The organism is Microcystis sp. LE19-131.1A (assembly GCF_027532015.1).
Taxonomy (GTDB): domain Bacteria; phylum Cyanobacteriota; class Cyanobacteriia; order Cyanobacteriales; family Microcystaceae; genus Microcystis; species Microcystis ichthyoblabe_A.
In genome coordinates, this window is record NZ_JAPZSS010000071.1 from 13,084 (window position 1) to 34,337 (window position 21,254).

Consider the following 21,254-nt stretch of genomic DNA (forward strand, 5'->3'; position numbering starts at 1 on the left):
TAAGTCGATAATTGAAATGAAAACTCAAATCTGATCACTGATAAGTAGGTAGGCGTTAAAAGTTGTCAGACACCCCCCTTATCAAGGGGGGCAGGGGGGATCAAAACCCCCCTTATCAAGGGGGGCAGGGGGGATCAAAACCCCCCTTATCAAGGGGGGCAGGGGGGATCAAAACCCCCCTTATCAAGGGGGGCAGGGGGGATCGAACCTAAAATCCATTTTAAATTTAATTATAACCAGCTACTTAACTGATCACTGATTAGGTACTAAAGTATTTAGCGGTGGGGTGATAGGTAATAATGGCGGTGGTGGATTGTTCTGGGTACAATTGTTCGCTTTCGTCCATATACATCCCAATGCGATCGCATCCTAACAGATCTAGTTGCTTGTATTGGTCCTGAATATTGGGACAAGCGGGATAGCCGAAACTATAGCGAGAACCCTGGTAACGCTGTTGTAGTATATCGCGGATATTATCGGGATCGAACTCTGCAAAACCTAACTCGCGACGGATGCGGGTGTGGGTCCATTCGGCCATGGCTTCGGCGGTTTGGACAGCCATGCCGTGATAATAGAGGTATTCGGTATATTCGTTGGCATCAAAGAGAGATTTAGCGTATTCTGTGGCGATTTCCCCCACTGTCACCGCTTGCATCGGGAAAACATCGATAATACCGGATTCCTGCGGGGCGAAAAAGTCAGCAATACAGAGACGACGACCGGATTTCTGGCGAGGAAACTCAAAAATGGCGATTGGTTGCAGATTTTCGGGTTTTTCGCCTGCTTGTATCGATTCGGGATCGTAAATTAACAGGGAATTACCGGACGACTGACAGGGAAAATAACCATAAATTAATGTGGGGTTTAGTAAATTTTCCTTGACAATTTTCTCTTTCCATGCTGTCAGAATTGGATGAACTTTTTCCTGTAAAAACTGGTCGTATTCTGGCTTCGATTGGCTTTTGGGTTTGCGGAATTGCCATTGACCGACAAATAAAGCTTGTAGGTCCAAATACCAGAAAACCTCCTCGATGGTAATTTCTGCTGCTGTTAATATTTTAGTACCCCAGAAGGGCGGTGTTGGTCGGGAAATATCAACTGCCACCGCTTCGGAACGACGGGTATCAATAACTAATTCTTGGTTGACGCTGCCATCGGTAAAAATAGTATCGGGATTAACCTTTAATTCTTCGGCAACAACCGGGGTTTTTTCTGTCTCGGCAAACTTACCTAAAAAGCCTTTACTATCATCCCATTGACCGCCAGCTTTAGCGGGCATTAATTTATCCATAAAATGCAGGTCAGAGAAGGCATCTTTACCATAGATAACCTGTCCCTTGTAGGTTTTTTGACAGTCATCATGGACAAATTTGGGAGTTAAAGCTGCCCCGCCAAGGATAACAGGAACGGTGATTCCTTTTTCATTAAAAACCTCTAGATTTTCCTTCATAAAAGCCGTCGATTTCACCAATAAACCGCTCATAGCGATACAATCGGCTTTATGTTCTTTGTAGGCTTCGATGATATTTTCTACGGGTTGTTTAATGCCCAAATTAATCACCCTATAGCCGTTATTGGTCAAGATAATATCAACTAGGTTTTTACCAATATCGTGAACATCCCCTTTAACCGTTGCGATAATAAAAGTCCCTTTGGCATTATTATCACCCTCTTTTTTCTCCATAAAGGGTTCTAAAAAGGCAACGGCTGCTTTCATAGTTTGGGCAGATTGGAGAACAAAAGGTAACTGCATTTGTCCTGAACCAAATAACTCACCCACTACCTTCATCCCATCCAGGAGGAAAATATTAATAATATCTAGGGGTGGATAGTCCTGTAAAGCTTGCTTTAAAGCCTCTTCCAGTCCCAATCTTTCCCCATCAATAATATGCTGTTTTAAGCGTTCCTCCACGGGTAAATTAGCATTACTAGAGGGGTCTTTTTTAGTAGTTTTACCCGCAAATAATTCGGTTAACTTGGTCAGGGGATCATAGACACATATATCGCCATCAAAACGACGATTATCATAGATTAAATCCCGACAAATTTGCTGATATTCTGGTTCAATTTTTGCCAGAGGAAGAATCTTATTGGCGCTGACGATTGCCCCATCCATCCCCACCTGCATCGCTTCGTTGAGGAAGACGGAATTTAATACCTGACGCGCTGCCGGATTCAACCCAAAAGAGATATTAGACACACCTAAAAGAATATGACATTCGGGCAGTTCTTGGCGAATTCGGCCCATTGCTTCGATAGTAGCCTTGCCATTTTCTCGGTCTTCTTCGATACCGGTAGAAATCGGTAAAGCTAGAGGATCAAAAAAGATTTCGTAGGGAGGAATTCCGTATTCTATCGCCGCATAATAGGCCCGTTTAGCTATCTGGAATTTTTTCTCGGCAGTGCGTCCCATTCCTTCTTCATCAATGGTTCCAATTACTACCCCCGCGCCGTATTTTTTCGCTAAATCCAAGACTTGATAAAAACGCGATTCCCCGTCTTCGTAGTTAGTAGAGTTGAGGATACATTTACCCCCCGCTACTTTTAACCCCGCTTCCATTTTTTCCCATTCGGTGGAATCTAACATTAAAGGTAGGGTGACATTATTAACTAAACGAGAGGCTAATTGGTGCATATCGCGCACCCCATCCCGGCCCACATAATCGACGTTGACATCGAGAATATGCGCTCCTTCTTTTACCTGAGCTTTCGCCATCGATACTAAACTATCCCAGTCTTCAACATTGAGCAGTTCCCGACATTTTTTAGAACCACTGGCGTTTAATTTTTCCCCGACAATCAGGAAAGAATTATCTTGAATATAGGGTTGGGTACTGTAGATAGAAGCGGCGGAGGGTTCATAATGATAATGACGAGATTTCGGAGTTAAACCCTGACTTAGTTCCGCTAAAGCTTGAATATGGTCGGGACGAGTACCACAACAACCGCCGATAATTTGTACTCCCAAATCTTCGATAAAGTGCATTAAAGCCATTTTTAATTCTACGGGAGTGAGGCGATAATGCGCTTGACCGCCGACATTTTCCGGTAAACCAGCGTTAGGAATACAAGAAACAATAAAAGGGGAATTTTCCGAGAGATATTTAATATGGGGTTTCATTAAATCTGGACCAGTGGCGCAGTTAAGTCCCAAAATATCAATTTTATAGGGTTGTAAAATAGAGACAACGGCGTTAATTTCCGTTCCTACTAACATCGTTCCCATGGTTTCCATCGTCACCGAAACCATGAGGGGCAATCGTTGACCTTTTTTCTGAAATACTTCTTCAATAGCATTTAAAGCCGCTTTAATTTGCAGGACATCCTGACAGGTTTCTACTAATAATAAATCTGCCCCGCCATCGTACAGACCCTCTACCTGTTCCACATAGGCATTTTTGAGGGTATCAAAGTCAATATGACCCAAAGTGGGCAGTTTTGTCCCCGGCCCCATGGAACCCGCCACAAAACGGGGTTTTTCGGGGGTAGAGTATTTATTCGCGCAAGCTTTGGCCAGTTCGGCGGCGCTTTTGTTGAGATAATAGGCTTGATCGGCTAAATCATACTCGGCTAAAACTATCGAGGTTCCCCCGAAGGTGTCAGTTTCAATCACATCCGCACCCACGGCTAAAAAGGCTTCGTGGACTTTCGCTACAGCGCTGGGTTTAGTATGGACAAGATACTCGTTACAACCTTCGTATTCTGCCCCACCAAAGTCCTCGGCCGTCAGATTTTGGCTTTGTAGGGAAGTTCCCATCGCTCCATCAAAGACGAGGACGGGATGCTTGGGACCGTTGAGGTAGTCAAGAAAGGGGCTATTCATAGAGAGATTTACTGCTATAGCATTTTGAAAGTTTATTGTAATACAGTTACTAGAAATCTGCTATGGTCGGCATTTCAGTTATCAGTGATCAGTTATCAGTTATCAGATTTGAGTTTTCAGTCGAGAAAGCCAATCAATCTAATTTTGTAGCACTAGACGGGCTAAACCAACTCCGGGATAATAATTACCGAGAATTTGTTGATAATCTAGGCCTTTTTCCGCTAATTTATAGGCCCCAGTTTGACTCATACCGCGACCACCGTGGGCCCAAGCGACAATTTCATCGGTGGCAGCATAAAGAGACTCGACTACACCCCCTTTATAGCTGAGAATCTGCCCAGCAGTGGCATTAACCGCTTGGTGGGTCGATTGATACTCCGAGCGAATGCCTTTATATACCTGCCAGCGCTGGGTATTGCCCAGATGAAACCAAGCATTAGCGGGGCGGATTATATGTACTAGGGCGTAGGAACGGGCGGCGATCGCCTGTGCCTTTAAAGCGTGCATTGGTGCGGTGGAGTGCATTTCACTACCCACCACACTATAGAGATAGGCCTCTAAATTAACATGATTGACCACTAACAAGCGATCGCCTTGGGCGACAAGGAGGATTTTGCCCCGATACCAACTATCATCCACATAAACTAAACCATCGGCACTGGTGGGCTGCACAAAAATCACCTCTGGCAGCGATAAATCGCCCATTTTTAAGCCATTGGCACCTGGAATGACCGGTAAACCCTCGTTAGTGGCAATCGTTTTTAAACCACGACCTTGGCGATCGGTGATCACCGCCGGCCCGTTAACTCCAATCAAAACACTGGCCACATCCCTTTTAATCGCCACGCGAATTTCTAGGACCGGCGGCGTATAATTAGCGGGAACCGCTAAGGGTTGTCTAGTTACCGGTTTGGCCGCAGCAGCGGGGGCAGTATTAGGGGAAGTATTAGGGGAAGTATTAGGGGACGTTTGAACCGATGGTGCTATTTTTTTCGGCGCTGAGAGGGAAGATTGGGGAGAGGGGGATAGTTTCGGTGATGGCGCGGTTAAGGGGGCGATCGGAGATGGGATAATAGGAGCAGGGGAGGCAGCAGTCTCTAGATTTGCCTGGGGTTGCGGGGTTTCTGGTTTTTCCTTGGCTAAATAAGTTAAGAGAATTGGGGTAAAAGTGGCGATCGACAACAAAGGAACGGCACAATGACGCAGCAGGGAAAAATAGGTACTAGCAGCAAATTTCACTTTAATCACACCATCTTTAATTTTCTTATCTAACTTTATCATTCCCCTCTCAGGCTAGGCAATTTTAGAGAAAAAATCTCGTATTCTTGAGCTTGTCAGGACAAATCAGGCTGAAATAGTCAAGAAAAGCCGAAAAAATTCTTAACCACCCATCCTTAGATTAGCCGAATCTCCTCTAATCCAGGCTCTTCTAGGTTCTGTGTGATCAGCTTAACTTACCATAGAAGCGATCGATCTTTGTGTCCTTTGTGTCTCTGTGGTTCATTCCACCCCCTCGCTAGACTGACAGAGATGTTTAAGGATTTTGAGAACCTCGTATAAATCCCCCGGATTTCTCATGGCAAATAAACGAGAGGTTCCGTATAAAGGTTTACCGTCCCATAATAATTTAACAAATAAAAACTCGGAACCATTGGTCAACATTCCATAATTAGGACGGTTGGGATGAGGATTGACCATTAAATAAGCTAATAATTGCGGTAAACCTACTTCAACGGAATAAATAACCCGTTTTGATTCAATAATCATTACCCATAATTGCTCTTTTATAATTAAAGTATCTAACCTTCCTTTAATTATTAAATCTTGCTCTTTTGTAATAATTTCAACAGACTCTTCTGCTTTAATGTGAAAGGGAAATAGATAAAAGTTACCAATAAATAATAATGGATCTAAAACCGTCATCCTCACCGAAGTTTCTAAAAAGGGAGGATAATTCAATAAGTTAAAATAACCTGTTTTGATTTTATCTAACAATTCTTTTTCTTGTTCAGAGATTGCTTCTAAGTCTTCTTGCCATTCCCCAAAAAAATGCTCATCTTCTATAAACTGTAGTTGAAAATGATTAATTAAATCTCTGAGAGTGACTTCTTTTGCTTGTAAAAATTGAACCATATTTACCTCTTTAATTAACACTTACGTTAATGGTAATTTGCTATTTTTAATTTAACCAAGCAAAATATCCGTTACTGACAGGGTTAACTGCTCTAAATCAGAGAGAACAGTTAAGGATATGGTCTTGTTTTGTTTACCTGCACATCGCTTCGGTTAGCATCGTTCAGGTTTTTATCAGCTGCTTTCCCTCTTCCTACATCATCCAGATTAGCCATCGTCTTCTCCTTAATTTAGAGTACATGAAAGGTTCACTTTGCTATGATTTATCCAAGAGATTTATTGAGATATAAGTAGTTAGGTGTTAAAAACTTTATTCCCCCCTTATTTCCCAGGGAAGGGGGGTTAGGTCATTCGGGCGATTTTTCATGTTGGCAAGGTCATATTCTGGTTTCATGGTTTTATTATCGATAATGTTTACTTTCGTTTTTACCCGTAAAAGTCCTCATTTAGAATCTGTTCAGGTGTGAAAGGACAAGCGAGGGGATACTCACTTTCTTGGGGAATACGAATACCAAATTGAGCGCGTTTACCCTGTTTGATGGCGACTTTACGAGCGCTGGAATAGGCTTGTGTGATGGAGATTAAGAGATAAGATTTAAGAGAGGGAGTCTTAAGTAAATCATCTTGAACGCGCTGGCGATGCTCATCTACTGAATTATACCAACTTGCTTTCATTGTCTCAGGAGCATCATGCTGTATCTTTAATTTGAGTAAGTGAATCAACAGGACCATTAAGTTGCTCTCTAAGGCGCGTTTCTCTGACTTACCCAAATCTTTTAACTCCTCAATTAAGTTTTCTATATCCAGTTGTTCAAACTGTCGATTCTGTAATTGATGAATAGTTTGCTCAATCCACAACTGAAGATCTTGTTCATAAAGTGTTGTGGGATTTTCTTGAATGTCCGATTGTTTTAATAAGGTCATTTGGATTTCATTAAGTTAACGGTAAATGTACAATTCGGTCTTCATATTCATTGTCAAAAGAACCTTTGGCAATTACAATTAATTCTAACAAGTTATCACCAATACTTAAATCTTGATTGAGAATAAAAATTCCAGGAATGTGACGGTTTTGGTTGAAGTGTTCTCTTAAATGTACTGGCATAGAAGCACGATTATTTGTCACTAAAATAAATCCCATCACCTCACACCAAATCAAGATTTCTGGATCTAATGTACCTAATTTTGGTGTATCTGGTTCACCAACTACTCGAATAATGATTTCTGGTTCTCGGCGACGCAATTGTTGAGGATACACCGAATTAACATTTTCATCAATTAAATATTTCAGTGTCATTAGCTTTCTGCTTGGCTGTTATTTCAGCTTTCAATTTTCTCAGTCGTTCAACCACAGGCGGAGGATTTTTTCGCTGTTCTTCTCGCATTTTTCGCCCCCATTCTAGCCAGTCGGCGATATATTGGCTCACTTTTTCTTTTTCATGAAGATAATAAAGAATCGTCGCATATACCTGTTCGAGGGTTAAAGATGGATAAGTATTAGCAATTTCTTCGGGAGTTTTGGCTTGGTAAATGAAATCGTGTAAAATGGTTTCAATACCGACGCGGGTTCCTTTTAGCCGAATATCGTTAGGAGCAAGAAAATTAAAATAGTCTTCGAGTTGCATGAGTTACCCTAATTGAAGATTCAAACTTAACTTTATTCTTTAAGTAACATTGTTATCTTAATTATACTTGATCGTTGCCGAATAGTGTGATCGCATTGGGTTCTTAATTATTGACCTCTCCCCTGAACCCTATCCTACAAGGAAAGGGGAGAGAATTTAGCGAAGAGAGCTTCGACTACAAACTAGGTTGGTTGTCAAGGCTCTAGCCCGAACAAGTTTAACCTGTTTTCTTTAGGTAGTGAGAAGCTAAATGGACATAACCCCATTGCCCAAATTGGGTAACTTATCTAGAATAAGTATATGAAGAGAGGAGGAGACGTGATGGAGTATCAGAATTTTTCGCTCATTAAAGAAGATATTCAGGCTGATGCTTGCGGACGGATTAGCCTTGGGACTGAATGTAGCAACCGTCACTATCGAATACTGATGAATGCAAGCGGGGAACTTCTTTTGGTTCCCATGGTGGCGATTCCAGAGGGAGAACTATGGGCTTTTCAGAATCCTAGTGTCCGCGAGTCGCTCAAACGGGGACTCGCAGAAGCCCGCACGGGAGATTTCGCTGAAGAAACAGTCGATTTAGACGCTATGCTTGAGTTTGCTGCATCTATTCCTGAAGAGGTCGAGGAGTAGGTGAGTTTTTCTTTACGACAGACACAGGAAGCTCGAAATACTCTATCTGAATTGCGAGCAGAAGCGGAACAGGCTCAAAAGACTCGCCTGGCTCAAGGTAGGACAAAAGCATCGAAACAAGAGGGTCTCTACAAACAGGTAACAAAAGCCCTCAAGCTCCTCAGTACAAACCCAAGACATCCAGGACTAAAAACCCACGAATTTAATTCCCTCGACAACCCTTATGATTCAACACAGAAGGTTTTTGAAGCCTACGCCCAACAGAATACACCGGGAGCCTATCGAATTTTCTGGTGCTATGGACCTCATTCGGGGGAAATCACCATTCTCGCTATTACACCTCATCCGTAGATCACAACATTGTAGGGGCGAAGCATTCGGGCGATAACCTATCGCTGAAACCGTAGATTTCCTATCCGAATGCTTCGCCCTTACTTTTTCAGCAAGCCCGAAATAGTTAGCGCTGAAGCGCAACAACAAGCCAGGTTCGTGAGGGAGTGAGGGAGGATCATCACCCCATCACCCCATCACCTCATCACCCTCTCTTTTTAAAGCCGGATTTAGTATTAGGGGGGAGTTAGATCAAACCCCGCACCTCCTCAACCCCAACCCCCAAAATATCAGCCACAGCAACGAAAATCTCCTCATCTTGCGTTTGCTGATAAAGAGCAACAAGACGGGGCAAAGAAAAGGTTTGTACACTGTAACCATCGTTAAATTCTGCCAAAATTTGTAAGGCTTGCAGGTAATAACTTTTGGCTTGGCTCAATTCCCCAACTCCTTCCGCTACCATTCCCAAATTGTGCAGGGTTCCGGCTTGCTCATAGCGATTGCCATATTCAATGTAGATCTCAATAGCTTGCTGGTAGTAGCTTCGGGCTTGCTCCCATTCCCTCAATTCTTGCGCTACCATTCCCAAATGGTGCAGGGTGCCGGCTTGCTCGTAGCGGGCGCCATATTCAATCTTGATCTCAAGAGCTTGCCGGTAGTAGCTTCGGGCTTGCTCCCATTCCCTCAATTTTTGCGCTACCATTCCCAAATTGTGCAGGGTGCTGGCTTGGGAGTAGCGGGCGCTTTGCGTGCCTCCGGCAGCGCCATATTCAATGAATATCTCAAGAGCTTGCTGGTAGTAGCTTCGGGCTTGCTCCCATTCCCTCAATTCTTGCGCTACGATTCCTAAATTGTTCAGGGTGCTGGCTTGCAAAGATTGCTTAGATTGACTGTAACTTTCACTAATTGGCTTGAGTAATTCGAGGCTCTTTTGGTAAATCTCTTTCGCTTTCTGATAATTTTTACTTTGTAAATATTTGCTTCCTGCCTCGACAATTATAGCAATGATTTCTAGTGCCATCTGCCCTTGTTTGGCTTCAGGGGGATAGTTTTCAAAAGTTTCGAGAACGAACTCTAGGAGCTTTAAATTAGCCTGAGTATCTTGGGTTAAATCCAGATAACCATGCAAGCAAGTAATAATACTAAGTACGCTTTCTTGCTGATTGAGGGCGATTTGCAACGCATTAAACAGATTTTCATACTCCCAGCGACAGAACAATATCCCCCACTGCTTCTCTTGCGGATTTTTGGAATTTAGTAAGTTACCATAATAACCTGCCAAGTCTCGGTAATGATTCTTAAAACCCTCCCAAATTGCTGCTTGCGTCTCTGGTGCTAATTCCTTTAACTTCGTCTTCAAAAAGTAGGGAAAAATAGGCTGGATAGTCAAAAAACTCGGCATTTCTTCACTCATCGGCGAAAGCAGTCCCCAATGAATCGCTTCTTCTATCGCTGCATCAAATTGATCAAACTGATAGCCTTGTAAAGGTTCTAATTGCTGTAGTTGTTGGCTATAATTAGGAATAACATCCCTGGGAATAAACCCACTAAAAGGCGCTAAACATAGTAACAACTTCTGCGCCTCCTCCGACAAATTACTGTGGGAATATTCCACACATTTGATGATATTATTAGTCTTATTCTCATCCCCCACATTAACTAATTCCGCCAACTGTAACCCTTGCCAAATCTCCTCCGGTGACTGTCGCTTCAGATTCGCTAATACCACTTCCATCGCCAACGGATATCCCGCCAACAATTTCATCAAGCGTTTAAAATAATCATCCTTTTTAATCGCATTTTTCCGACTCTTCGCCTGACGTTCTAAAATTCTCTCCGCTAATTCAGTTCTCGACTCTTGGTCTAATCCTTGTAAGTGATAGATATTCTCCTTAAAAGTCCTGCGTTGCAGCCAAGTTTCCTCACTGCGAGAACCCAAAATCACCTTCGTCTTTCCCCCGACCAAATTCTTGAGAAATTCGGCGATTTCTTCCCTTTCATTCTCCGGTAAAGTATTCTGAATTGCTAACGGTTGTCCCGTCACCGACTCCAGATTATCTAAAATCAGAATATACGCCTCACTGCGGAGTTTTTGTTCTAGTTTCCTCACCCGCGCTTTCAGGTTCATCGCTTGGAAACTCCCCTGTTCAAAGCGATTATAAATTCCCTGACCGATTTCATGGACAATCTGTTCTAACGTCCAAGCTTTTTTATCATAACCAAAATAGAAAATATGGGTCGCCCAGTTGGTTTTCTGCCACCATTCTCGTAGATAATTGAGTAAGGTAGTTTTTCCTGTCCCTCCCATTCCTTTGAGTAAAAGTATATTATGTTTCAGCAGCGCCTTTTCCATCTTGAGAATTTCTAAATCCCTGCCGACAAAGCCGTATTCTGGTAAAGGAAAGACATATTGATTGCCGATATGTTCCCAGTATTTTTCCTCCTCTTCTGGAGTAAATGGACGCAAATTGAGATTAATTTTACTGCGACAATAAATCACCGGTAATAACCAATCTTCTAAATCTATTATCGTATTATAATAGGCGCGGCGTTGCTTATTATTGAATAACTCTAACCGTCCTTTTCGCATCGCTTCCGTTAGGTCTTTTCCGTTCAATAATTGCTGATAAATTGGTTTCATCATCAACTTAGCTGCAGAAACCGTCACCGAATATCCCATCGCCACCACTGCTTGCATTCCCGCAGTCATCAAACGACTCCCTAAACTGGTTTCCCGATAGTCTTCTGATTCCTGGGAAATTTGCTTTGCTGACTGACAAGCATTGAGAATACAAATAGGGATATTTTTCCCCGTGAGTAAATTCGCTAATTCCGTCGCTTCTACCGGAGTCGCTTGACCTTTTTCTTCTCCTTCCAGAAACAGAAAAGCTTTTACTCCCTCATATTCTGCTAAATCCTCCAGTCCCCATCCCCTTTGATAGCGCCAAGAGTCCCCGTGAACCTGTCTTTCGTACTGTTCATATTCCATTAATCCGCCATGAACATCGAAATGAATAACATGATAGTATCCTTCTCCCTTCTCATCCAGATGTCTGGTTAGTGATTCATAAGTTCCGGGACGCAAAATATCAATTTTTACTGGTATTTCACTACTATTTACCAGTTCTACTAAAGGACGGGAAATCGTGCGATAGTTAACATCAGATTCCTCATTAGGACGCGCAATTACCACCAGGAGATTGATAGTAGGATAAGTGGCCATTTGCACCGGGACAACTGTAGCCCCTCGACGCTGGCGGGAGATGATACAATCTATAGAAAAGGGACGCGGTAAATCAGGATCTTTCAGCGCTTCCCAATGTAAAGCTTGAAATTCTGGCGACTGACTTTCGATGATAATTTGCAGTTGACTTAACTGCTTTCGCAAGTCTCGATATTCCCCATAAGCATTTAAATTACTCTGGAAAACCTGTTTAAATAGGTTTTCGCCATAGTTTTGGACACTGTTGGCGGCTTTTTGCGCTTTATCCGTCTCTAGCGTCGGAAATACTAACCATTCCTCAAAGTACCATTCTAGGTCTTTTTCTTCTTGGTTAGTAAAGGGGTCAGTAACCGTAATTGGGTAGCTGTTACCGCTATCAAAATTGAGACTAGCAGTAAAGCCACCATCGTTCATTCCTTCTTCGCGGATGGTGAGGACTAACATAGAGATAAGTTTAGAATTGTTCTATTACAACTCTTCAGCAGTTTAACGGTATTATACTGGAAAAAACCTATTGCTTTGAGCCTATGGATGTTCGAGCGGCAGTTGCCCTAGAAGCAGGAAAACCCCTAACTATTGAAACGGTACAATTAGCACCACCGCAAGCGGGGGAAGTGTTAGTAGAAATCAAAGCCACGGGAGTTTGTCACACCGATGCCTATACTCTCTCTGGGTCCGATCCTGAAGGCTTATTTCCCTCAATTTTAGGCCATGAAGGGGCCGGAATCGTGGTAGAAGTGGGAAAAGGTGTCACTAGCCTAAAAGTGGGGGATCATGTTATTCCCCTATACATTCCCGAATGTCGTCAGTGCGAATACTGTCTCAGCTTTAAAACCAATCTCTGTCAAGCAATTCGTCTTACCCAAGGTCGGGGAGTAATGCCGGATGGAACCAGTCGTTTTTCCCTCGATGGTCAGCCTCTTTATCACTACATGGGAACCTCGACTTTTTCTAACTATACCGTGCTGCCGGAGATTTCTCTAGCCAAGATTCGCCCCGATGCTCCCTTTGAAAAAGTCTGTTATATCGGCTGCGGAGTCACTACAGGTATCGGTGCGGTGATTAATACCGCTAAAGTGGAACCGGGGGCAAAAGTGGTGGTTTTTGGTCTGGGAGGTATCGGTTTAAATGTTATTCAAGGGGCCCGTTTGGTGGGGGCCGATATGATTGTCGGGGTCGATATCAATCCCCAGAAACAAGCTTTAGCGACCAAATTCGGGATGACTCATTTTGTTAATCCCCAAGAAATCGAGGGGGATTTAGTGGCCTATCTGGTGGATTTAACTAAAGGTGGGGCCGATTATAGTTTTGAGTGTATCGGCAATGTCCAGATTATGCGTCAAGCTTTGGAATGTTGCCATAAAGGTTGGGGTGTTGCCACTATTATCGGTGTAGCCGGGGCCGGCCAGGAAATTAGTACCCGTCCTTTTCAATTAGTCACCGGACGGGTCTGGAAAGGTACGGCTTTTGGTGGAGCGAGAGGTCGTACAGATGTACCAAAAATAGTCGATTGGTACATGGAGGGCAAGATTAACATTGATGATTTAATCACCCACGTTCTACCTCTGGCAAGGATTAACGAGGCCTTTGACCTGATGCGCCAAGGGGATTCTATCCGCAGTGTGATTACATTTTGAGCAGGGATAATGTTAGATATAGTTAAGAAACACTTGACAAACTCTTAACTGTATGTGTGCGCCAGTTTCCTGACTCTCTTTAACTTACTATAGAAGCGATCAATCTTTGTGTCCTCTGTGTCTGGAGTGGTTCCTTCCACTCCTTTGTATTTACACCTATTTTGTTAAGGTATATTGCAGATACCCTTAACTTTAGTAAACAGAGGAGCTAAATCACCTAGTATTGCGTCCTTTTCAGTGAACAGTAAACAGTGAAAAGACATCAGGAAAGTGCTATTTAAAACTACTCACTTAGAACTCAAATCTGATAAGGGACTTGCGCTTTGATAATGTACCTTTTGGGCGAACGCAGTTCGCCCCTACATTGTGGACAAAATCCGTTACTGTAGGGGCGCAAAGCTTGCGCCCTCCGATCGATCAGGTTTGCTGATCACCCTAAGTAGGGCGAGAGCCTTCGAGATGTTAGGGACTTGCGCTTTGATAATGTGCCATCTGGCTGGTCTAATTCTTCTACAGAGCGATTTTCTGGCTGGGATATTATTCCCACGCAAGTCCCTAACTGATGACTAATAACTTTTAAATTTTTAACTTTAAGCAAATGCGTAATAGCGGACTCCTATCAAAAACCAAAGTCAAACTGAAACGGAAAAAAACGCTCACCTCGCCGACGCGGCCAGCACCGAATAAATTACAGAATAAAATCAAAGATAAAGAGCGTCTAGTCGGTCGTCAGCGTCAGTCATGGCTAATTATGGGCTTAATTAGCCTTGTCCTGCTAGGAGGAGTTGGCTCGCGCTTGGCCTATTTACAACTGCAGCAAGGACAAATTAACCGAGAAAGGGCAGAAAATAATCGGATTCGCATTCTTCCCAAACCTCCAGTCCGGGGCAACTTATTCGATCGCAATGGCAAAGTTTTGGCCACGGCCCGCTTAACCCATGCGGCCTATATTTGGCCCAAATCCCAGCGTAATCCCGCCCAAAAACTCAATCTTGACCGTTTAGCCACTATTTTAGGCATTCCCAGAAGCGACCTAGAAAAACGCATTAACGAAGCGGACGAAAACCCCTCCACCCTGATCCGCATCGCTAGGGGTTTAACTCCAGGCCAAATTATCGCCCTAGAGGAATACAAAGACGAATTAACCGGCATTGAAGTGGACGTGGAATCAGTGCGTTACTATCCCAATGGTAAAATCGGGGCGCATATTCTCGGTTATACCGGGGAACTAACCCCAGAGGAATATCAAGCCAAAAGACCCCAGGGCTACCGGTTGGGAGATGTCGTCGGTAAAATGGGTGTAGAAGCCGCCTACGAGTCAAAATTGCGGGGAGAATGGGGGGGAATGCAGTTAGAGGTCAACGGATCGGGACAAGTAATCCAAATTCTCGGCCAAAAAATTGCTAAACCGGGGCAAGATGTCACCCTGACACTAGATTTAAAACTCCAAAAAGCCGCCGAGGCCGCTTTAGGAAAACGCAAGGGTGCGATCGTGGCGATCGATCCCCGGGATGGTTCTGTGCGGGCCATGGTCAGTTATCCTAGTTTCGATCCCAATGTTTTCTCGGCCCCAATTACTACCGCCACTTGGAAAAAACTCCAAGCGGAGGGCAACCCGTTTGTTAACCGCGCTCTGCAAGGATTCCCCCCCGCTTCTACCTTTAAAGTCGTCACTGCCACTGCTGGCATGGAATCGGGTAAATTTCCCCCCAATACGGTCTTAAATACCTTTGCTGCCCTTTATGTGGGGGGAACAGCTTTTGGAGAATGGAATCACGCCGGTTTTGGTCCGATGGGTTTTGTCCGGGCCATGGCCATGAGTAGTAACACTTTTCACGGTCAAATTGGTCGCGGAGTGGGGGGACCGGCTTTAATTGCCACGGCCCGGCGCTACGGTTTCGGTCAGAAAACCGGGATAGAATTAGCGGAAGAAACTCCGGGGTTAATTGCCGATCGCGATTGGAAGCTGCGTAATTTTAAAAACTGGGATTGGTCCGTAGGGGATACGATTAATATGTCGATCGGTCAAGGATTTACCCTGGCGACTCCCCTACAGGTAGCTGTGATGTTTGCTGTCCCCGCTAACGGCGGTTTTTTGGTGAAACCGCACCTTTTACAGGATGCCCGGGATGTTAAGGAATGGCGCAAGTCTTTGAACATGAAACCTAGCACCCTAGACACCCTGAGAAAGTCCCTGAGAGCCGTGGTAGCGGAAGGAACCGGTCGGGCCCTATCAGACCCCGCTTTACCGCCTGTAGCGGGCAAAAGCGGCACAGCAGAAGCACCTCCGGGCAAGTCCCACGCTTGGTTTGGAGCTTTCGCCCCCTTCGACAAGCCCGAAATTGTTGTGGTCGCCTTTGCGGAACATTCCGGCGGTGGTGGTGGTAAAGTGGCCGCACCTATGGTACGTCAGGTAATGGAGGCCTATTTTAATGTCAAACCCAAAGAAGAAAAACCCCGGCCGAAGCCTTAGAGACCTGTGCCGGTAAGCGGCACACAGCGCACGGTAATTCCCGTAGCCTTTGCCATTTTTTCCGCCCAAATTGCCAATATTTCAGCGTTTACCGGTTTGAGAATTTGCATTCCGTCGGCAGCGGTGAGGGGATTATTACCGCGAGTTTCTAATTGTCTTTGTCTGGCCCGGGGACGGGTCGGGGTGTTAAGTTGAATTTCATCCGGTTGTAGCTGTTGCATCAAATCGATATACTGGTCTTGATCTTGGGGCGACCAAGAGGCCAGCACCATGGTTTGAATTGCTAGTTTTCCCGACCATTCTTGGCGAAATTGTCTTAATCCCGACCAAAGAATCTGCCAATCCAGGCCGGGGACTGGACGGTTAACCCGTCGCCATTGGGCCTCGGAAACAGCATCGATTTTAGCGGCGACGATATCAGCTTTGCTCAAGTCTTGACGCACTTGGGCATCTCCCAAGAGGGTACTATTGGTTAAGACCGCCACCGGTCGGCTGGTCATTTCCTTGACGGTGGCCAGTATTTCCCCTAAATTGAGGGCGAGGGTGGGTTCCCCGCTACCACTGAGAGTGACTATATCCACGTCCCAGGGGGCAAAGGCACTTAAATCCCTGCTAATTTGTTCGCTGGTGACAAAAACTCTTCGTTGCTCGGTTTTTTGCTCAATTTCTCCTAACTGACAGTAAGCACAGTTAAAGGAACAGGTAGAAACTAAACCAATCGGATCGATGCCCAGGGAACTGCCGAAACGCCAAGAGGCAACCGGGCCATATACGGAGCAGAAATAATCTTGGCGAGCAGTCATCGAAAATACCGAAAGAAGACGGAGAGGGAGGGATTCGAACCCTCGGTACGGTCTTACGATTCGTACAACAGATTAGCAATCTGCCGCATTCGACCACTCTGCCACCTCTCCAAGATGACATTATTTTATTTTAACATGAAGGGCCGATTTTTGGCAAGTAATTTTTGGGCAGTTAATCGCTTAAACGACCATCCTCCATGTTGACAATGCGAACGGCAAAGCCGCGCCAAAGGCGATCGGCGATGTCGAGAATCCGGTTATCGTGGGTGACAAGTAAAATCGTGCAACCTTGTTCTTTTGCCAATTTCTGCATGATTTCCACCACATCGCGCCCAGATTGTTTATCTAAGGCTGCGGTCGGTTCATCAGCGAGGACTAATTTGGGATGACTGACGAGGGCGCGAGCGATCGCAACCCGTTGTTTTTGTCCCCCCGATAGATCGTGGGGATAATAATCAACGCGGTTGCCTAAACCGACTGACTCCAAAATTGCCGCCGCTTTTTGATCGAGATCTTGTTCTAAAAACTCCTCGTGCAGTTCCAAAGACATCCTTACGTTTTGTTTTGCTGTCAGGAATTTTAGTAAATTATGTGACTGAAAAATATAGCCAATTTGTCGGCGAATTTTCAGCATTTTGCCCTTACTAATTCCTAACATTTCTTGGCCGAGAATTTTTAAACTGCCCGCTTGTGCAGATCGCAAACCTCCCATTAAACTCAATAAAGTAGTTTTCCCCGATCCCGAAGGACCGGTCATAATTACTACTTCCCCCGCTTTAATTTCCAGATCGATATCGTATAAAACCTGTTTTTTTAATTCCCCCGTGCCAAAATAGTAATTTAAGCCTTTAATGGCAATTACGGGTTCATTAGGGCTAAAATCGACTAATTCTCGCTCTTTTTGAAAAATCGGCATTATTTCACCCTTGATAGCTTAGAAAATATCGGCTGGATCTGCTGTCCTTAATTTGCCCATGGCGACAATTCCAGAGGCAATACACATAATAATTGTTAGGATTAAAACTTCGATCGCCCTAGCGGTAGTCATCACTATGGGTAAAAGTGTAGCGGAGGAAGCGAGATTATAAACACCGAGAGAGACGATAAACCCGGGTATATACCCCAAAACCGCTAGTAATAAAGCCTCTTGCATCAAAACCCCGACTAAATACCAATCACCGTAACCCATAGCTTTTAGGGTAGCGTATTCGGGTAAGTGATCGGTGACATCGGAATAGAGAATCTGATAGACAATGACGATACCGACGATAAAACCGACTACTGTACCTAAACCAAAGATAAAACCAATCGCTGTACCATTTGCCCAATAGGTTTTTTCCCTTTCGGCAAATTCTTTTAAAGTAAGGACTATTACTTCATTTTTAGGGAAAAGTGCCTGTAAATTGCCCTTAACTGCTTCGATATTTGCCCCCGCTTGCAGTTTCACCAGTCCTATATCGATTTCGTGGGGTTGACGTTCGGGAAAGAGCCTTAAAAAGGTAGAATCACTGGTAATGACGTTACTATCGGCAGCAAAGGAGGCACCAAGGGTAAAAATTCCCGCTACCTGTACCTCTTTTTTATTTAACTGAACTGTCAAATCGGGGTTTTTCTGGAGTAAATCGGCAATTGGACCGAACTCTGGTCTTCCTGCTTGATCGTACAAGACGCGATTTAACATCTTTAGATCACTGGATTTTTGATTGACTTCTGGGAGGGTAAAAACCCGTTGACTGGGATCAAAACCAAAGACTAAAGTAGTTCTTTCTAGGGCAGTTTCGGGATTGCGCCACTGGGCCGAAGCAATATAAACTGAGGCTAAAGATTGAATGCCCTCGACTCTTTTAGCTTGATACAAGCGATCGCGTGAGAAACTTTTCACCGCAAAGAGGGTATCGAATTGGGGATTAATCAGGACTAAATCCGCATCGAGGACATAATGGGGTTTAACGGAAGCATCAAATAAGGCATCCCGAAACCCCAACTGTGTGAAGATTAAGAAGTCAGCAAAAGCAATCCCGGCAATAGCCACGATCAAACGGGTTTTCTCTCGCGTCACCTGTAACCAAGATAGGGGCGTTTTTTTGAATAGATGGGTTAGTTTCATGGAAAACCTACTCATTGATAGTTACAGTTACTTGGGAATTGGTTAAACCTGCCACTTTTTCACTGTTTTCGCGATCTAAGGCAATGCGGACAGAGATAACTTTGCGATCGAAGTTTTCTCCCGGTTGATTGCTGAAGATATTTTGTTGGTCAACTTTTAAAGCAATTAAGCGCACTTTTCCCCTAACTTCGCCCTTAAACGCCGATCCGGTAATCGTGGCAGTTTGTCCCTTGCGAATTTTGCCGATATCGCTTTGATAGATTTCGGCAATTACTTCCATGCGATCGGTTTCAGCGAGGTCAACAATTCCTTGATCGCTGATTTGTTCCCCGATACGGGTATTGACTTTAATCACTTTGCCGGTAATTGGCGATCGAATATAGGCCTGATTTAACTCAGTTTGGGCTTTTTTAACGGCAACTAGGGCAGCATTTACCTCCGCTTCGGCTGCCCGCACATCGACTCCCCGCACTTCCGAGACTTGATTTAAAGTGGATCTGGCCTCTTTGATCTGCTGTTGACCGGTGGATTCAATCCGGGCTAGGGTAGTCTTAGCTTCTTGTATCTGTTGTTTACCGGTGCTTTCAATTCTCTCTAGGGTAACTTTTGCTTCTGTTAGTTGTTGATTACTGGTTTCTAAATTTAGTCTTTTACTATCAAAACTAGAGGCGGAAATTGCCCCTTCTTGATAGAGTTTTTCGTAGCGATCAAATTCAGCTTTGGCATTGCGATATTCTGCTTCTAATTTGCCAATTGTCGCTTTTTGGGCAGCCCTATCCCCTTCTAATTGCGCTGTTAATCTTTGGATAGTTGTCCGTTGGTTTGCTTGATCCCCTACCCATTGTGCCTCGATTTTTCGCACGTTAGCGGCATTAGCATCGATTTCGCCGACTTTTGCCCCAGCTTTAACCTGTTCTAGTTTGGCTGCGGCTACTTTCACCTGTTCTTGTGCCTGTCGCAGGTTATCCTCTAATCTTTCCTGACTTTCGAGAATGGCGATTATTTGTCCTGTTTTGACGCTATCTCCTTCATCGACTAATAATTGCTTGACTCGATCGGAATCAAGCAACATCGGGGCAGATATGCTGATAATTTCTGTCCTCGGTTCAATTCTGCCTAAAGCGGTGATTTTTTGCGGTACGGGTGACGCAATTACAGGGGTTTTGGTTTCGGGTTTGCTGGCGAATTGGGAAAGACTATAAAAGGTGGTTATTCCTAATAATCCTATGCCTAATACTATTAACCCGATCATTAACTTTTGATTTGGTTTCACAAAAGTTTTACCTTTCATATTTTTTTAGTTAATAAGTGATTGTTGGGGGTTAACAGTTTTTCTGCAAATAAGTAGTAAGAATTTTACCTAATAATTCCATTTGTTCATCGATCACAATCTGTTCATTGCACCACAGGCGCTCTAATATCAGTCCATTAATAACGCTGACAACTAACCAAGCTACACTCGGATCGCTAATACCTAAAATCTCGATTACTGCCTGATGATAGCGGCGATCAACGCGCTCAAAAAGTTGACTACGACTCAGTTCTTCTCGTCCTTGGTATTGAGAATAATCAATCCATAAGAATAATTGTTTGATGCAGGAATCCTCGCGATTAGTCATAAATTGTCCGAGAATTTTTAGCTTTTCTATCAGGGTTTTTCCTCGATCTATCTCGGCTTTAGCTAATAAAACATCCTGCCGGCACATCTCCTCGACTAATTGCTCGAAAAGTGCCGCTTTACTGGGAAAGTAGTGGTACAGCGTTCCCGTGGACACTCCCAATCCTTGCGCTAATTCTCTCGTCGTCATGTCAGCATAGCCTTTCTCGGCAAAGAGTTCGGCACTTTTTAAGAGGAGTTCTTTTCGGTATTGTTCTACATCTACTATCTTAGGCATAAGTTTAATATCGAACGTTCGTTATATTTTAGCTTAACATTACTATAAATGGGGAAATCGGCTGTCCCTTTGCCTGTATGCTAGAAAGAGGAGCTAATTCGTTATTGAGCGAGCTTTTTCGCAAGGATTGACAGTATGGGTAATATTCACGAGCAGTTATTAGAGGAATTAGCCGAAGTGGAGTGGAGTGACTTGATCCCCCATGCTCAAAGGGATGCGCTGATCCTGGTTTCCGATTCCCTCAATTTAATCGAAGTGGCAGAAGCGATCGCTGGTGATCAGGTTGCTCAAGTGCAGAATTGGATCGGGGAAAAACTACTGGAAAAACCGACACAGGAGCAATTAAGCGATTGGAATTCCCATCCCGATAACCTTTTTAATACACTAATCGTGCAACCTTTTGTGTTAATTCAGGCGGTAGTTTAGATTTAGATAAAACCAAACCCCCCAATCTTGTGGGATTGAGGGGTAGGAAAGAATAATCCTGGCATCGAGCTATTGTCCCGGTCGGCAACCCGACAAGTATCTTGGCCACGGTGAAGTTTCACAACCGAGTTCGGGATGGAATCGGAGTG

At 44.1% G+C, this 21,254-nt stretch carries 17 protein-coding genes and 1 tRNA gene; 5 read left to right on the forward strand and 13 right to left on the reverse strand.

What is annotated here, in order from left to right; translation table 11 throughout:
* Nucleotides 1-259: 259 nt before the first annotated feature.
* The 6 genes from metH to O9323_RS06420 all read right to left on the reverse strand — a co-directional run bounded on the left by metH (nt 260) and on the right by O9323_RS06420 (nt 7,581).
* Nucleotides 260-3,823, reverse strand: coding sequence for a methionine synthase (gene metH / locus O9323_RS06395; protein ID WP_288124841.1), 3,564 nt, complete (start codon nt 3,821-3,823; stop codon nt 260-262).
* A 138-nt stretch (nt 3,824-3,961) separates the two neighbouring features.
* Nucleotides 3,962-5,104: a SpoIID/LytB domain-containing protein gene (locus O9323_RS06400; RefSeq protein ID WP_288124842.1), complete on the reverse strand. Its 1,143-nt coding sequence runs from the start codon at nt 5,102-5,104 to the stop codon at nt 3,962-3,964.
* 219 nt (nt 5,105-5,323) lie between these two features.
* Nucleotides 5,324-5,956 carry a hypothetical protein gene (locus O9323_RS06405; RefSeq protein WP_002775600.1) on the reverse strand — a complete coding sequence of 211 codons (633 nt, stop codon included), beginning with the start codon at nt 5,954-5,956 and terminating at the stop codon, nt 5,324-5,326.
* A gap of 426 nt (nt 5,957-6,382) precedes the next feature.
* Nucleotides 6,383-6,880 carry a DUF29 domain-containing protein gene (locus O9323_RS06410; protein WP_002749948.1) on the reverse strand — a complete coding sequence of 166 codons (498 nt, stop codon included), beginning with the start codon at nt 6,878-6,880 and terminating at the stop codon, nt 6,383-6,385.
* 10 nt (nt 6,881-6,890) lie between these two features.
* Nucleotides 6,891-7,253: a DUF5615 family PIN-like protein gene (locus tag O9323_RS06415; RefSeq protein ID WP_002737135.1), complete on the reverse strand. Its 363-nt coding sequence runs from the start codon at nt 7,251-7,253 to the stop codon at nt 6,891-6,893.
* The gene (locus tag O9323_RS06420; RefSeq protein ID WP_002749951.1) at nt 7,231-7,581 is read right to left on the reverse strand and encodes a DUF433 domain-containing protein; all 351 of its coding nucleotides are present in this window, start codon (nt 7,579-7,581) and stop codon (nt 7,231-7,233) included. Before O9323_RS06420 ends, O9323_RS06415 begins: the two co-directional genes overlap by 23 nt.
* A gap of 321 nt (nt 7,582-7,902) precedes the next feature.
* Here O9323_RS06420 and O9323_RS06425 point away from each other — a divergent pair, with 321 nt between their 5' ends.
* The gene (locus O9323_RS06425; RefSeq protein WP_353851589.1) at nt 7,903-8,211 is read left to right on the forward strand and encodes a hypothetical protein; all 309 of its coding nucleotides are present in this window, start codon (nt 7,903-7,905) and stop codon (nt 8,209-8,211) included.
* Nucleotides 8,212-8,562, forward strand: coding sequence for a hypothetical protein (locus O9323_RS06430; RefSeq protein WP_002749954.1), 351 nt, complete (start codon nt 8,212-8,214; stop codon nt 8,560-8,562). It abuts the gene before it with no gap.
* A gap of 226 nt (nt 8,563-8,788) precedes the next feature.
* On the opposite strand, the gene O9323_RS06435 is transcribed toward O9323_RS06430, so the two are convergent.
* Nucleotides 8,789-12,208 (reverse strand): CHAT domain-containing tetratricopeptide repeat protein, encoded by a 3,420-nt coding sequence (locus tag O9323_RS06435; RefSeq protein ID WP_288124844.1) that lies wholly within the window; start codon nt 12,206-12,208, stop codon nt 8,789-8,791.
* 83 nt (nt 12,209-12,291) lie between these two features.
* Here O9323_RS06435 and O9323_RS06440 point away from each other — a divergent pair, with 83 nt between their 5' ends.
* Both O9323_RS06440 and mrdA read left to right on the forward strand, forming a co-directional pair.
* Complete coding sequence (locus tag O9323_RS06440) at nt 12,292-13,401, forward strand: S-(hydroxymethyl)glutathione dehydrogenase/class III alcohol dehydrogenase (protein ID WP_288124845.1); 1,110 nt, start codon at nt 12,292-12,294, stop codon at nt 13,399-13,401.
* A gap of 598 nt (nt 13,402-13,999) precedes the next feature.
* Complete coding sequence (gene mrdA / locus O9323_RS06445; protein ID WP_288124846.1) at nt 14,000-15,874, forward strand: penicillin-binding protein 2; 1,875 nt, start codon at nt 14,000-14,002, stop codon at nt 15,872-15,874.
* Here the strand turns inward: mrdA and O9323_RS06450 are convergent.
* The 6 genes from O9323_RS06450 to O9323_RS06475 all read right to left on the reverse strand — a co-directional run bounded on the left by O9323_RS06450 (nt 15,871) and on the right by O9323_RS06475 (nt 20,679).
* Complete coding sequence (locus O9323_RS06450) at nt 15,871-16,677, reverse strand: radical SAM protein (protein ID WP_288124847.1); 807 nt, start codon at nt 16,675-16,677, stop codon at nt 15,871-15,873. The two genes, mrdA and O9323_RS06450, sit on opposite strands and share 4 nt — an antisense overlap.
* Nucleotides 16,678-16,696: 19 nt before the next feature.
* Nucleotides 16,697-16,788 (reverse strand) — tRNA-Ser (locus O9323_RS06455).
* A gap of 61 nt (nt 16,789-16,849) precedes the next feature.
* The gene (locus O9323_RS06460) at nt 16,850-17,593 is read right to left on the reverse strand and encodes a DevA family ABC transporter ATP-binding protein (RefSeq protein ID WP_288124848.1); all 744 of its coding nucleotides are present in this window, start codon (nt 17,591-17,593) and stop codon (nt 16,850-16,852) included.
* Between the two features lie 18 nt (nt 17,594-17,611).
* A complete protein-coding gene (gene devC / locus O9323_RS06465; RefSeq protein WP_288124849.1) occupies nt 17,612-18,784 on the reverse strand; it encodes an ABC transporter permease DevC in 1,173 nt (390 codons plus the stop codon).
* Nucleotides 18,785-18,791: 7 nt separating this feature from the next.
* Nucleotides 18,792-20,075: an ABC exporter membrane fusion protein gene (locus tag O9323_RS06470; protein WP_353851588.1), complete on the reverse strand. Its 1,284-nt coding sequence runs from the start codon at nt 20,073-20,075 to the stop codon at nt 18,792-18,794.
* Nucleotides 20,076-20,106: 31 nt separating this feature from the next.
* On the reverse strand, nt 20,107-20,679 hold the full coding sequence (locus O9323_RS06475) for a TetR/AcrR family transcriptional regulator (protein ID WP_288124851.1): 573 nt from the start codon (nt 20,677-20,679) through the stop codon (nt 20,107-20,109).
* A 135-nt stretch (nt 20,680-20,814) separates the two neighbouring features.
* On the opposite strand from O9323_RS06475, the gene O9323_RS06480 reads away from it, so the two are divergent.
* Nucleotides 20,815-21,105: a DUF2288 domain-containing protein gene (locus tag O9323_RS06480; RefSeq protein WP_002749972.1), complete on the forward strand. Its 291-nt coding sequence runs from the start codon at nt 20,815-20,817 to the stop codon at nt 21,103-21,105.
* Nucleotides 21,106-21,254: the final 149 nt, after the last annotated feature.